The organism is Nocardia sp. JMUB6875, from assembly GCF_041154655.1.
Lineage (GTDB): Bacteria > Actinomycetota > Actinomycetes > Mycobacteriales > Mycobacteriaceae > Nocardia.
Genome location: NZ_BAAFGR010000063.1, coordinates 1 through 13683, shown reverse-complemented (window position 1 = coordinate 13683; position 13683 = coordinate 1). Strand labels below are relative to the sequence as shown.

The following is a 13683-nucleotide window of genomic DNA, read 5'->3' as shown; positions in this document are numbered from 1 at the left end:
ACGGTCCGTTCGGATCTCATAGGGTGCTGTGGTGATCACCGTCGCCAGCTGGAATGTCCTGCACCGTGTGCACGCCGATAACTGGGTCAGCGATATCGCGGCCCGCTGGCCGGAGGAAGCCGCGCGCATCGCGGCCGTGACCGCGACGGTCGTGGCCCGCACCGAGCAGGTCATCGCGCTCATGGAGGTCAGTGGCGACCAGCTGGCAAGCCTTCGGAAGGCACTGCCCGGCAGGGAATTCCACGTCCTCGACTATCCGCGGGTGCCGCGTCCCCGCCGCCTGCCCAACGTCCTGGACGACCGGGGTGAGCACCTCGTGCTCATCGTCGACGGCACCGCACGGGAGGTCGCCGCCGAATCGTTCCTCTTCGACCCCGGCAAGGGCGCGCTGGCCATCGAGCTCGACGGCCTGCTGATCGTCGCCACCCATGTGACCGGTGACGAGCGCCGTGCCGAACAGCTCGAACGGCTGCGCCTGCTCACCGCCTCCGGTCCGGCAATCCTGCTGGGCGACTTCAATATCGACCGCGACACCCTGGCCGCGGCCCTGGGGCCGGAATACGCGGTAGCCGAATTCCCGCCGGACTCGATTCCGACCCGGCCCCGGGACTCCGGCTCGAAATCCCAGTTCATCGACCATGTGGTCGGGCGTGGAATCCCGGTGCGCGACCTGGTCGTCGAGGATGTGGCCGGGGCCTCCGACCACAATCTCGTCCGCGCCGTCGTCGGCTAGAATTCCCCCGCCACGCCGAGCACCGTTCGGCCGGAATGGGTTCCGTCCAGGATGGAGTGCAGCACGGCCTCGGCCTCGGTGACCGGTGCGTAGTTCTCCAGCAGCGAGAGATGCTGGGGCTTCAGGTCCTTGGCCAGCCGGGCCCACAGGTCGCGCCGCTGCGCGATCGGGAAGTGGGCGGAGTCGATGCCGAGCAGCGACACGCCGCGCAGGATGAACGGCATGACCGTGGTGGGCACATCGGAGCCGCCGGTCAGGCCCGAAACCGCCACCGCGCCACCGTATTTGATGGAGCTCAGCACGTGGGCCAGGGAGGTGCCGCCGACGCTGTCCACCGCGGCGGCCCACTGCGCCTTGCCGAGCGCGCGCAGCTTCTCGCCCTCGCCGGGCAACCGGCCGATCACCGAACTCGCGCCGAGCGTCGAAAGCAGTTCGTTCGCACCGAGTTTGCCGGTGGACGCGATCACCTCGAAACCGAGCCCGGCCAGAATATCGATGGCCACGCTGCCGACACCGCCGGTCGCGCCGGTGACCAGGACCGGACCGGAATCGGGGGTGAGCCCACGGTCCAGCAGCGCCTGCACGCTCATGGCGGCGGTGTAGCCCGCGGTGCCGATGGCCGCGGCCTCGCGCGTGGTCAGCCCGTCCAGCTTCACCACCCAGCCGGCGGGGACGCGCGCGTATTCGGCGAACCCGCCGTGGTGCGCCACGCCGATGTCGTATCCGTGCGCGACGACCAGGTCGCCGGGCGCGAATTCCGGATCGGTGGAGGCGAATACCTCGCCGGTGAGGTCGATGCCGGGGATGAGGGGGTACTGGCGCACCACGCCGCCGCGCGGGGTGATGGCCAGTCCGTCCTTGTAGTTGGCGCTCGAGTACTGCACCTTGATCGTCACTTCACCCGGCATGAGGAAGTCGTCGCCGACCTCCTCGCGGATGAGGGAGATCCCGTCCGTCGTTTCGTGTGCCACCATCGCCTGGAACTCCATGCCCTGAGCATAGGTCTCCCGGCGCTGGTCAACTCGGTGAAAGCGGCCGAGCTCAGGCGAATTTCGGGGCGCGCTTCCCGGTGAAGGCGGCAATGCCCTCCTGGCCGTCGGCGGATTCGGCGCAGCGGGTGATGAACGCGGCCTCGGTATTGAGCTGCTCCTCGAGGGTGTGCTGGGACGAGACCAGCAGCAGCTTCTTCACATTCGCGTTGGAGCCCTTGGGCCCGGTGGCGAACTCCTGCGCGAGCGCCTCGACGGCGTCGGCCAGTTCCACATCCCGCACCACCCGGTGCAGCAGTCCCCACTCCAGGGCCTCGGCCGCGGACAGGGTGCGGTTGGTGAGCATGAGCTCCTGCGTCTTGCGCAGGCCGATCAGGCGCGGCAGGTAGTAGGACGCGCCGCCGTCGGGGCTCAGGCCGACCTTGGTGTAGGCCATGGTGAAGGAGGCGGATTCGGCGGCGACCACCAGGTCACCGGCCACCGCGAGGCTCATGCCCGCGCCCGCCGCGGTGCCGTTCACACCCACGATGAGCAGCGCGTCCATCCGGGCCAGCGCCGAGACCGCGCGGTGCAGGGTGGCCGCCAGCTGCTCGATGAACTCGCCGGTGTCGGGGCTGGCCGCCATGGCCCGCACATCGCCGCCCGCGGAGAAGAACCGTCCGGCGCCGGTCAGCACCACGACCTTGATGGCCGGATCCTCCGAGCAGTAGGAGGCGGCGCGCTCGAGCTCGTCCGCGAGGGCCTGATCGATGCCATTGGCGGCGTTCGGCCGGTTCAGCGTGATGCGGGCGATCGGGCCGTCGTGCTCGAACAGAATGTTCTCGTAGTCGCTCATCGAGAGGATGCCTTCCGTCGGTGAAACCTCATCACAGCATGGCGTACTCGACCCGTACCCCGAGCAACCGGATGGGCCGATCCAGCTCGAAGGAATGCAGAACCTCGAGTGCCGTCTGCACGATCTCATCCACATCGGTCGTGGGCGCGGGCAGTTTCCGCTGTTTGCTCCGGGTGAAGAAGGTCTTGGTCCGCACCGTGACACTGACCCGCCCGATGCCCCGGCCCTCGGCCACGGTCTCCTCGGCGACCTGGGTGGCCAGCCGAATCACCGCGGCATCGAACTCCGCGCGCTCGGTGAGGTCCTGTGGGAAAGTCTCGGATCGGCTGTGTCCCACCGGTTCTCGCGGCTCCGAAATATCCGTGTCGCCCGCGCCGTGCCCGAGCACCCACAGATACGGCCCGGTATTCGGCCCGAACTCCTCCGCCAGCGCCTTCCGATCGGCCGCGGCCAGATCCGCGACGGTTTCGATTCCCAAGCCGCTCAAGCGCTTCGCGATCCGCGCGCCGATGCCCCACAGCGCGCTGGTCGGCCGATGCGCCATCAGCTCGACCCAGTTCTCGGCGGTGAGCCGGAAGATTCCGGTCCCGGCGTCCTGCTCGGGCGGCGCCTCCGCGGATTTGCCCACCGCCTTGGCGAACCCGGTGGCCAGCTTGGCCCGGGTCTTGTTGTCCCCGATGCCGACCGCGCAGGTCAGGTCCAATTCCTCGATGGCCGTGCGGATCTCGCGCGCCAACTCCTCGGGATCGTCGGTATCGACCGCCAGGAACGCTTCGTCGAAACCGAGCACCTCTGCCCGCCCGGAAAAGGTGCGCAGCAGCGCCATGATCTCCTCGGACGCCTCGGCATAGAACGCCAGATCCTGCGGCAGGAACACGCCCTCCGGGCAGATTCGCGCGGCCGTGCGCAGCGGCATGCCCGCCCGCACGCCGAAGCCCCGCGCCGGATACGACGCGCAGGACACCACCTTGCGGGGTTCGGCCGGATCGCCGTTGCCGCCGACGATGACCGGCTGTCCGCGCAGCTCAGGATGCCGCCGGAATTCGACCGCGGCCTGGAATTGGTCGAGGTCGACGTGCAGCAGCCAGCGCGTCACCCCTCCGTCATACCGCATGGTCTCCGGAAATGCCCGGATCTGGGGAACGGTCGGGGGGAATAGCCCTCGGCTATCGGGAGAGCCGCAGCCAGCGCAGCGGCGAGCGATAGGCGTAGCGCGCCTTCACCACACCGGTGTCCACCGTGCCGGTGACCCGGATGAGCGGAGCGCCCGGAAACCGCGGCAGCTTCACCCGGTTCGCGACCGTGCCCTCACCGGGCGTCACCCCGTCCATATCGACCCGCCAGCCGCGCGGCACGATCAGCACGATCGCCCCCGCGCCCGCGGTGACCTGAATGTCGATCTCACGCCGGGAGCACCGGGCGCGGGTGAAGTCGACGACCAGCTTGCCCGAAACACAGTCGGCCACCAGTTTTTTCGGGACCGTCCAGTCCTCGTCGGTGCGCCGGGTCCCACCCGTCACCCGTATCTCCATGGGCGGCGCTTCCGCGGCGGGCTGATATCGCCGCGCGCCGAACATGCGCTCGATATCGTCGACACGGGTCGCGGGCGTCTGCCGCTGCACCTTGGTACGGGTCACCGAAACTCCTCCCCCGGCATGTGAAACGATCATGTGGGTGATGCCATGGGAGCTCGAATTATGCCGTACGGCAGGGCATTTCGGGTGGTCAGGGCGGCCTCGGGGGCCACAACACGGTGTCGGTTCGGGCACGGTCGGATCACGGCCGTGCCGAACCATGCGAAGTCGCTATCGGCGGCCCAGGAAAACCGTGGTCGCGCCCAGAATGTAAATGTCGTCGCGCGCACCGACATACGTCTCGGAATCGGCGTCGAGCAGTGCCGCCAGGGTGGCCCGATCCTCCTCCCCGAGGCCGTCGCCGACCCGCTCGTTCAATCCGGTCAGCCACGCGACCACGCTGGCCCGCACGGCCGGCGCCGGGGGCGCGGGGTGATCGGTGAGCACGCTGAAGGAGGTCACCGCCTCCAGCCCCGCGCGGCTGAGCGCGACATTCCAGCCGTAGGGCATCGGCGTGGAACCGGTGATCTCGGCGCGCATCCGGGCGAAGCCCGCGTCGCGCAGGCCCAGCAGCCGATCCTGCAGGCCGGGCGCGCCGACGCCGAGATCCCAAGGCAGACAACGCACCGGCAGGCCGCCCTCGGCCAGGGCCAGCCAGCCGCCCGGGCGCAGCAGCCCGGCCAGGCGGGTACTACCCGCCTGCTGATCGGGCAGGTGATGCACCGAGCGCGAGGCCCACACCAGATCCGCGGCGGGGAGGTCGGCTCCGAAGTCCGGCGCGGCGGCATCGGCCAGCACGGTCTCCACCCGGACCCGGTCGTCGCCCGCCGTCGCGACCTTCACGGCCTGCTGGGCCACCTCGAGCAATTCCGGCACGGCATCCACGATGACCAGGCGGCCGCCGCCGCGCGCCAGCAGTTCGTGTGCGAAGGCCACACTCTGGCCGCCCGCCCCGGCTCCGATATCGAGCACGGTCGGCTCGGTCCGGGCGGGAATCAGCCCGATCAATCGGCGCGCGATCTCGGCGCTGGCCTCGGCCGACATGGCGTCGTCCCGCTGCAGATCCGGGATCATGGTCGCCCAGTCGATCTTGTCGTGCGTGTGCCCGTGTCCGTGACCGTGGGAATGCTGATGCCCGTGCGTGTCTGCCTGTCCGTGTGAATGAGAGCCCATGCTCCCGACGCTAACCGCCCACCCGTCGGGAGCCCCACTCCTTTTGCCGATCCGGCAAGCCGCCGGTCCGTTCAGGCGGCGGCCGGTGCGCTCGCGTCGGCGAACTGGGTGCGGTACAGCTCGGTGTAGCGGCCCTCGGCGGCGAGCAACTCGGTGTGCGTGCCGCGCTCCACGATCCGGCCGTGCTCGAGCACCAGGATCTGATCGGCATTGCGAATGGTGGACAGCCGGTGCGCGATGACCAGCGCGGTGCGACCCTCGAGCGCCTCGGACAGAGCCTCCTGCACCGCCGCCTCCGAGGTGGAGTCCAGCGAGGCGGTGGCCTCGTCCAGAATCACCACGCGCGGCTGCTTGAGCAGCAGGCGGGCGATGGTGAGCCGCTGGCGTTCGCCGCCGGAGAGCCGGTAGCCGCGCTCGCCGACCACGGTGTCCAGTCCGTCGGGCAGGGATTCGATGAGATCGCGCAACCGGGCGCGCCCCAGCGCATCCCAGAGCTCCGCCTCGGTGGCCTCGGGCCGGGCCAGCAGCAGATTGGCGCGAATGCTGTCGTGGAACAGGTGCCCGTCCTGGGTGACCAGGCCGACGGTGTCCTGAATCGACTGGCCCCGCAGTTCGCGCACATCCCGGCCGCCCAGCAGCACCGCGCCGGAGTCCACATCGTAGAGCCGCGAAACCAGTTGCGCGATGGTGGATTTGCCGGCGCCGGAGGACCCGACCAGCGCCACCATCTGCCCCGGCTCGGCGCGGAAGGAGATGCCGTGCAGCACTTCCTCACCGCCGCGGGTGTCCAGCGTGGCGACATCCTCGAGCGAGGCCAGCGACACCTTGTCCGCGGACGGGTAGCCGAAACTCACATCGTCGAACTCCACCGCGACCGGTCCCTCGGGCACCGGCACGGCCAGCGGCGAATCCTGGATGAGCGGCTTCAGATCCAGGATCTCGAAGACCCGCTCGAAGCTCACCAGCGCCGACATCACGTCGACCCGGGCGCTGGCCAGCGCGGTGAGCGGCGTGTACAGCCGGGTCAGCAGCAGCGAAAGCGCCACCACCGCACCGGGTTCCAGCGAGCCCTTCAGGGCGAGGTAGCCGCCGAGCCCGTAGACCAGGGCCAGCGCCAGCGCCGACACCAGGGTGAGCGCGGTGACGAACACCGTCTGCAGCATGGCGGAGCGGACACCGATGTCGCGCACCCGCCCGGCGCGCAGCCCGAACTCCGCGGACTCCTGCCGCGGCCGCCCGAACAGCTTGACCAGCGTCGCGCCCGGCGCGGAGAACCGCTCGGTCATCTGGGTGCTCATGGCCGCGTTGAGCCCGGCCGCCTCGCGGGAGATCCCGGCCAGCCGCTCACCCATGCGCCGCGCGGGCAGCACGAACACCGGGAGCAGGACCAGCGCGAGCAGGGTGATCTGCCAGGACAGGCTGAGCATCACCGCGAGGGTGAGCGCCAGCGTCACCACATTGGTGACCACGCCGGACAGGGTGGTGCTGAACGCCCGCTGCGCCCCGATGACGTCATTGTTCAACCGGCTCACCAGTGCGCCGGTCCGGGTGCGCGTGAAGAAGGCGATGGGCATCTTCTGGACGTGGTCGAACACCGCGGTGCGCAGATCGAAGATGAGCCCCTCCCCGATGCGCGCCGACAGCAGGCGGATGACCAGCCCGAGCCCGGCGTCCAGCACCGCCACCGCCGCGATGATGACCGCCAGCGTGATCACCGTGCGCGGTGCGCCGTGCCCGACGATGGCGTCCACCACCCGCCCGGCCAGCACCGGCGTGGCCACCGCCAGCAGCGCCGAGACGATGGAGAACACCAGGAACGCCACCAGCCGCCGATGGTGCGGGCGCGCGAAGGCCAGAATCCGGCGCGCCGTCGCCAACCGCAGCGGCCGCTGCTCGGTGGGCGCGTTCATCTGCCGGTACAGCTGGCTCCACGCCACGGATTCGATACTCATCCCCGCTCCTCACGTCCGGGTTCCATCGAACCCCACGGCACCGACACTAAGACCTCAACAATGGTTGAGATCAAGGGCTTCCGCGCAGGTCGCCCGTTCGCGCTGGGCGAAATACCGGGACCCGGCGGGGCCGCGCATAGGGTTGGATGCGTGAGCCAGGCGTGGGAGCGAGCGTTGCGCGGTGCGATCACCGGTGAGGTCGACACCGATCCCCGGCGGCGCGCCGAGTACTCCTCGGATGCCTCGAACTATCGGGTGCTACCGCGCGGCGTGGTCTTCCCGCGGGACGCCATGGACGTACAGGCCACCCTGGATGTGGCTCGCGCAGAGGGATTGTCGGTGACTGCGCGTGGGGCCGGAACCTCGGTGGCGGGCAATGCCATCGGACCGGGCCTGGTGCTGGATTTCAGCCGCCACATGAACACCGTCCTCGAACTCGATCCCGAGCGTCGGATCGCCCGGGTGCAGCCCGGCGTCGTGCTGGCCGCGCTGCAGCGGCAGGTGGGCGCGCACGGATTGCGCTTCGGCCCCGATCCGTCCACGCAGAACCGCTGCACGCTCGGCGGGATGATCGGCAACAATGCCTGCGGCCCGCGCGCGGTGGCCTGGGGTCGCACCTCGGATACCGTGCGGGAGTTGCGGATTCTCGACGGACTGAGCCTCGAACGGACCCTGCGCGACGACCTGTCCGTCATCGCGGGCCTGACCGAGTTCACCCGGTCGAACCTGGCGCTCATCCGCACCGAACTGGGCCGCTTCGAACGGCAGGCGTCCGGATACGCCCTGGAACATCTACTGCCGGAACGCGGTTCGTCGATCGCCAAGGCGTTCGTCGGCACCGAGGGCACCTGCGGGCTGCTGCTGGAGGCCACCGTCGATCTGGTTCCGATACCCGCCGCGACGGTGCTCGTGGTGCTCGGCTATCCGGACATGCCCACGGCCGCCGACGATATCGCCGCCATCATGGCCGTGCGGCCGATCGCGGTGGAGGGCATGGACGCCCGGCTGGTCGATGTGGTGCGCACGCATCGCGGCGGTGCGGTCCCCGAACTGCCGCGCGGCGGTGGCTGGCTCCTGATCGAAATCGAGGGCGACACCATCGAACACGCCCGCGACAGGGCGGAGCTGCTCCGTACGAGCGCGCACGCCCTGGACTCCCGGGTGGTCACCGACAGGGCGGAAGCCCAGGCGCTGTGGGCCATTCGCGCCGACGGTGCGGGCCTGGCGGGCCGCACGCCCGACGGCAACCCCGCCTGGCCCGGCTGGGAGGACGCCGCGGTGCCGCCCGAACGGCTCGGCGACTATCTGCGCGAATTCGACACGCTCAGGCGCGAGCACGGCCTCGACGGCCTGCTCTACGGCCACTTCGGCGACGGCTGTATCCACGTCCGCCTGGATCTGCCGATAGCCGATGCGCCGCAACGCTTCCGGAGTTTCCTGGAGGACGCGGCCCGCCAGGTGGTGAAGTTCGGCGGCTCACTCTCGGGTGAGCACGGCGACGGCCGGGCGCGCTCGGATCTGCTGCGGTTCATGTACTCCGGCGAGGCCCTCGACGCCTTCGCTGGATTCAAGGCCCTGTTCGATCCCGATGCCGTGTTGAATCCCGGTGTGCTGGTGGCACCGCGCCCGATCGACGCCGACCTGCGGCTGGCCGGTCTGCGCCCGCTGCCGACCATCGGCGGCTTCGCCTTCCCGGATGACGGCGACCTGGCCACGGCCGTGCACCGCTGTGTCGGGGTCGGTAAGTGCCGGGCCGATACCCACGCCTCCGGCGGCTTCATGTGCCCGTCCTATCTGGCCACCGCCGACGAGAAGGACAGCACCCGCGGCCGCACCCGGGTGTTGCAGGAAGTCGTTCGGGGAGCACTGGATTGGCGCTCCGATGCCGTCGCCGAATCTCTGGATCTCTGCCTGTCCTGCAAGGCTTGTCATTCCGACTGCCCGGCGGGCGTCGATATGGCGACCTACAAGTCCGAGACGCTGTACCGCCGCTACCGGCGCAGGCCGCGCCCCGTCGACCACTACTCGCTGGGTGGGCTGCCGCGCTGGCTGGGCGCGGCGACGCGGTCCCCGCGATTGGTGAACGCGCTCAGCGCCGTCCGGCCGCTGCGCCGCGTCGGCCTGCGCCTGGCCGGTATGGACGCGCGGCGCGCGGTTCCCGTCTTGGCGGACAAGAGCTTTCGACGTACCTGGACCGGATCGACGACGAGTCGGGACGCCGAATCGACCGTGCTGCTGTGGATCGACACCTTCACCGATGCCTTCGATCCCGAGATCGCCGGTGCCGCCGTCGAATTGATCGAATCCCTCGGCCATCGCGTACGCATTCCCGACACCCGCGTCTGCTGCGGCCTCACCTGGATCAGCACCGGCCAACTGGACGCCGCGCGAAAGCGCCTGCGCGCCACCGTCGACGCCCTCGCCGACCATGCGGTATCCGGTGGTCTGGTCGTCGGCCTGGAACCGTCCTGCACCGCCGCGCTGCGCGACGACCTCCCCCGATTGCTGCCCGACGATCCCCGCGCCGTGGCCGTCGCGGGCGCGGTCCGCACCCTCTCCGAATTCCTGGAGTCCCAGCCCGGCTGGCGGCCCCCCGATCGCACCGGCCACACCGTCCTGGTTCAGCCGCATTGCCATCAGCACGCCGTGCTCGGTTTCGCCGCCGACCGTCGAATTCTGCGCGGCACCGGCGCGGAGGTGATCGAGATCACCGGCTGCTGCGGACTCGCCGGCAATTTCGGCATGCAGCGCGGCCACTACGACGTCTCGGTCGCGGTCGCCGAGAACGGCCTGCTCCCTGCCCTGCGCGCGGCCTCGGACGATTCGATCCTGATCGCCGACGGCTTCTCCTGCCGGACCCAGGCCGCGCAGCTGGCCGGTCGCTCATCCCTGCATCTGGCCCAGTTCCTGACCAATAGAATGGCGCGGTGACTGCAGCGCCGCCCGCCCGGACCGCCCCGGTCGTGAGCGAGCGCACCCGCACCATCAGGTCCGATCGCCCGATCGATCTGGCCGCCACCATCTCTCCCCTGCGCCACGGCTTCGGCGATCCCTGCCACCGCGAGACGCCCGACGGCGCACACTGGCACGCCTCGCGCCTGCCGTCCGGCGAGGTCACCTACCGGCTCCGGCAGGCCGACCGGCACACGGTCGACGCGCGTGCCTGGGGTCCGGGCGCGGAGGAGTTCCTCGAGTGGCTCCCCGCCATGCTGTGCCTGGACGAGGACGTCAGCGATTTCGCGCCCGAGCACCCCAAGGTCGCCGAGGCGCACCGGCGCAATCCCGGCCTGCGCATGCTGCGCACCGGCCTGGTGTGGGAGGCACTGGTCCCTGCCGTGCTGGAGCAGAAGGTGCACACCAAGACCGCCCACGACTCATGGCGGAAGCTGGTGTGGCGCTATGGAACTCCCGCGCCCGGCCCGGCTCCGCAGGGGCTGCGGGTGATGCCGGACGCCGAGACCTGGCGGCACATTCCCTCGTGGGTCTACCACCGCGCCAATGTCGGGCCGCAGCGATCGAAAACCATTGTGCTGGCCTCCCGTATCGCACCGAAGCTGGAGCAGGCGGCGACCCTGAGCCACGCCGACGCCGCGAAACGGCTGCGCACCGTGCCCGGAATCGGCATCTGGACCGCCGCGGAGATCGCCCAGCGCGCCTTCGGCGATTCGGATGCGCTGTCGGTGGGCGACTTTCACCTGGCGTCCATCGTCGGCTGGACCCTGCTGGGCAAGCCGATCGACGACGACGCCATGGTCGAATACCTGGAACCCCTGCGCCCGCACCGCTATCGCGCCGTGCGTCTGCTCGGCCTGGCGGGCTTCGCGCACAAGCCCAAGTTCGGACCCCGCACGCCCTACACCGATCACAGCCGCATCTGAACCTCGATCACCGTTGCGCCACAGCCACGTTCGCCTCTCGCTGCGCGCGGGCCAGTGCGTCGGGCACCGGAATCCGGCCCAGGTACATCTCGTCGAGAATCGGTGTGATGGCCCGCAGCGCCGCCGGGAATCCGGCACCGCCGCCCGCCGCGATCGTCTTGCCCCGCAACACATCGAAGAAGGGCGAAACGTCGACTCCCTGCCGCGCCCAAAAATCGCGGTAGACCTGTTGATCGGCCACCACGGCGGGAATGGTGGCCCCTTCCACGCCGAGATACCGGTTCCCGGCCGCGCTGCCCAGCCAGGCCAGCACCCGCCGCACCGCCTCCGGATGCGCGGATGCCGCATTGCCCGCGACACCGATCGCGTTGTCGGCGCTGACTCGCCCGTCCCGGCCTGCGGGAATCATGGCCAGCCCCCAGCCGAATCCGGCATTCTTCGCGATGGTGGCCAGATTGAAGGTGCCGGACTGGAAGAGCGCCATGCGGCCCTGGAGGAAGGCGTTCTTGGCGAAGTCGCCGCTGGTATTGGTGTCCGCGGCAGAGGGGGACAATCCGTCCGCCACGAGTCCGGCGGTGTAGCCGAAGGCGGCGTGCCCTTGCGGCGAGTCGAAAGCGAACCGCCCGTCCCGCTGCAACTGTCCGCCCGCCGAGCCGAGATAGGGCAGCGAGATGGATTGAAGGTCGTTGGCGGCGTTGTACGGCCAGGCCGAGACCGCAGCCAGCCGCCGCAGCAGCGGCCGGAACGTATCCTGCCCGGCGTCGGGGCTCCACCTGGCCGTGGCGAGCTCGGCGGCATCGACCCCGGCCTTGGTGAGCAGCTCCCGGTTGTAGAAGATCGCGGTGCCCGCATCGACGAATTGCGGTACCGCCCAGAGTGTTCCATTGCGCGTGTACTGCGTGACGGCCCGCTGATCCCAGATCCGCGCTGCTTCCGGCCCCAGGGCCTGCCCGATATCCACGAGGTGCCCGCTGTCGGCGTAATCCTCGTAGAGATTCGTCCAGAACAGGTCGTCGGCGATCCCGCCTGCGACATCGAGGCGCAGCTTCTGCGCGTAGGAAGCCCACGGCACCAGCGTGATTCGCACCTCCACATCGGGATTGGCGCGCTGGAATTCATCCAGCGAGGCCCGGTACGCCGATACGAAGCTCTGATCCCAGATCCGCAGCCGCACCACCGTGCGCCCGCCGCCCTCGGTATCGCGTCCGAGCCACGCCGCGGCGGCCACCAGCAGTACGGCGACCGCGAGAATTCCGAGCACCGCCCGGGTCGAATCCTTCAGCCGCGGCCAGTTCATTTGAGCCCCGTCACCGCGATGGACCGCAGCACTTGCCGCTGGAACACCACGAACAGCACCACCAGCGGCGCGATGGCCAGTGTCGTGGCCGCCATGATCAGCGTCCACTGCGCGTCGTACCGCGTCTGCATATTCGCCGTCGCCACGGTCAGCACCTGCCACTTGGGCCCCGACGCCGCCACCAGCGGCCACATGAAGTTGTTCCACTGTGCGACAACGGTGATGATCGTGAGCGTGGCCAGGATCGGCCGGCTCATCGGCACCACGATGCTCACCAGAATGTCCAGCGTCGTGGCCCCGTCCACCCGCGCCGCATCGATGATCTCTCCCGGAATCGCCCGAAAGTACTGGCGCAGCAGGAAGATCGCGTACGGCGACCCGAACAGGAACGGCAGCACCAGCGCCCAGAAGGTATTGAGCCACCCCAGCTTCGCGAACATCAGATACAGCGGCACCAGCGTGACCGCGGTCGGCACCATCATGGTCCCGAGATAGACCCAGAACAGCACATCCCGACCCGGAAACTCCAGGCGCGCGAACGCGTAGGCGGCCATGATCGACACGATCAGCTGCCCGCAGGTGATGCACACCGTCATCAGCGCCGTCACCGCCACCGCCCGCCCGAGTCCCTGGTCGAGGACGGTTCGGAAGTTGTCCAGTGTCGCGGGATGCGGTGCGGTCAAGGCTGATTCGTTCGCGAGCTGGCGCGGCGTCTCGACCGCGGTCATGGCGCTCAACACCAGCGGCGCGACCGTCACCAGCGCCCCGAGAATCAACAGCGCGTAGGCCGCCCCCGCCCGCACCGCCCGCTCAGTACTCATAACTCGTCCGATCCCGGAAGTACCGGTGCTGCCCCACCGTGATCACGAACATGACCGCGAACACCACCACCGCCATGACCGCCGCCCGCCCCGGATGCGCCGCCTCGAACGCCTCCGAATACAGCCGCATGGCAACCACATCCGTGTGATGGTCCGGTCCGCCCTTGGTCAGCGCGTACACCGCGTCGAAGGTCTGGAACACCGTCAGCACCCCGGTGACCAGCACGAAGAACATGGTCGGCCGCAACAGCGGCAGGATCAGCCACCGCGTCCGCCGCCATCCGGTCGCCCCGTCGAGAGCCCCCGCGTCCAGAATCTCGCCCGGTATGGCCCGTATCCCCGCGACGAAGAACAAAGCTATTTACCCGACGTCCATCCCGATGATCTACACCTCCGGCGCGGCCGGCGCGCCAATCGGCGTGATGCGCAGC

At 69.6% G+C, this 13683-nt stretch carries 12 protein-coding genes; 3 read left to right on the top strand and 9 right to left on the bottom strand.

The features are described from left to right. The first annotated feature begins 31 nt into the window (after positions 1-31). Positions 32-733, top strand: a complete 702-nt coding sequence (locus tag ACAM49_RS18050) for an endonuclease/exonuclease/phosphatase family protein (protein WP_369636687.1) — start codon at positions 32-34, stop codon at positions 731-733. On the opposite strand, the gene ACAM49_RS18045 is transcribed toward ACAM49_RS18050, so the two are convergent. From ACAM49_RS18045 to ACAM49_RS18020, 6 genes are all read right to left on the bottom strand, one after another. Continuing rightward, entirely contained in the window at positions 730-1722 is a 993-nt protein-coding gene (locus tag ACAM49_RS18045) for an oxidoreductase (protein WP_369636686.1), read from the bottom strand. The genes ACAM49_RS18050 and ACAM49_RS18045 overlap by 4 nt on opposite strands. A 52-nt stretch (positions 1723-1774) precedes the next feature. Beyond that, positions 1775-2557 carry an enoyl-CoA hydratase/isomerase family protein gene (locus ACAM49_RS18040; RefSeq protein WP_369636685.1) on the bottom strand — a complete coding sequence of 261 codons (783 nt, stop codon included), beginning with the start codon at positions 2555-2557 and terminating at the stop codon, positions 1775-1777. 31 nt (positions 2558-2588) lie between these two features. Further along, on the bottom strand, positions 2589-3653 hold the full coding sequence (locus ACAM49_RS18035; protein WP_369636712.1) for a DNA polymerase IV: 1065 nt from the start codon (positions 3651-3653) through the stop codon (positions 2589-2591). 70 nt (positions 3654-3723) lie between these two features. Next, positions 3724-4194 carry a hypothetical protein gene (locus ACAM49_RS18030; RefSeq protein ID WP_369636684.1) on the bottom strand — a complete coding sequence of 157 codons (471 nt, stop codon included), beginning with the start codon at positions 4192-4194 and terminating at the stop codon, positions 3724-3726. Between the two features lie 168 nt (positions 4195-4362). After that, entirely contained in the window at positions 4363-5304 is a 942-nt protein-coding gene (locus ACAM49_RS18025) for a class I SAM-dependent methyltransferase (RefSeq protein WP_369636683.1), read from the bottom strand. A 71-nt stretch (positions 5305-5375) separates the two neighbouring features. Then, positions 5376-7256 carry an ABC transporter ATP-binding protein gene (locus ACAM49_RS18020; protein WP_369636682.1) on the bottom strand — a complete coding sequence of 627 codons (1881 nt, stop codon included), beginning with the start codon at positions 7254-7256 and terminating at the stop codon, positions 5376-5378. Positions 7257-7406: 150 nt separating this feature from the next. Here ACAM49_RS18020 and ACAM49_RS18015 point away from each other — a divergent pair, with 150 nt between their 5' ends. Both ACAM49_RS18015 and ACAM49_RS18010 read left to right on the top strand, forming a co-directional pair. After that, a complete protein-coding gene (locus ACAM49_RS18015; RefSeq protein ID WP_369636681.1) occupies positions 7407-10187 on the top strand; it encodes an FAD-binding and (Fe-S)-binding domain-containing protein in 2781 nt (926 codons plus the stop codon). Then, positions 10184-11134 (top strand): DNA-3-methyladenine glycosylase, encoded by a 951-nt coding sequence (locus tag ACAM49_RS18010; protein ID WP_369636680.1) that lies wholly within the window; start codon positions 10184-10186, stop codon positions 11132-11134. The genes ACAM49_RS18015 and ACAM49_RS18010 overlap by 4 nt, the downstream gene beginning before the upstream one ends. A gap of 7 nt (positions 11135-11141) precedes the next feature. On the opposite strand, the gene ACAM49_RS18005 is transcribed toward ACAM49_RS18010, so the two are convergent. From ACAM49_RS18005 to ACAM49_RS17995, 3 genes are read right to left on the bottom strand one after another with little or no spacing between them, the layout of a single operon-like run. Further along, positions 11142-12416: an extracellular solute-binding protein gene (locus ACAM49_RS18005; RefSeq protein WP_369636711.1), complete on the bottom strand. Its 1275-nt coding sequence runs from the start codon at positions 12414-12416 to the stop codon at positions 11142-11144. A gap of 11 nt (positions 12417-12427) precedes the next feature. Continuing rightward, positions 12428-13252 carry a carbohydrate ABC transporter permease gene (locus ACAM49_RS18000; protein ID WP_369636679.1) on the bottom strand — a complete coding sequence of 275 codons (825 nt, stop codon included), beginning with the start codon at positions 13250-13252 and terminating at the stop codon, positions 12428-12430. Next, positions 13242-13607: a carbohydrate ABC transporter permease gene (locus ACAM49_RS17995; protein WP_369636678.1), complete on the bottom strand. Its 366-nt coding sequence runs from the start codon at positions 13605-13607 to the stop codon at positions 13242-13244. Before ACAM49_RS17995 ends, ACAM49_RS18000 begins: the two co-directional genes overlap by 11 nt. Positions 13608-13683: the final 76 nt, after the last annotated feature.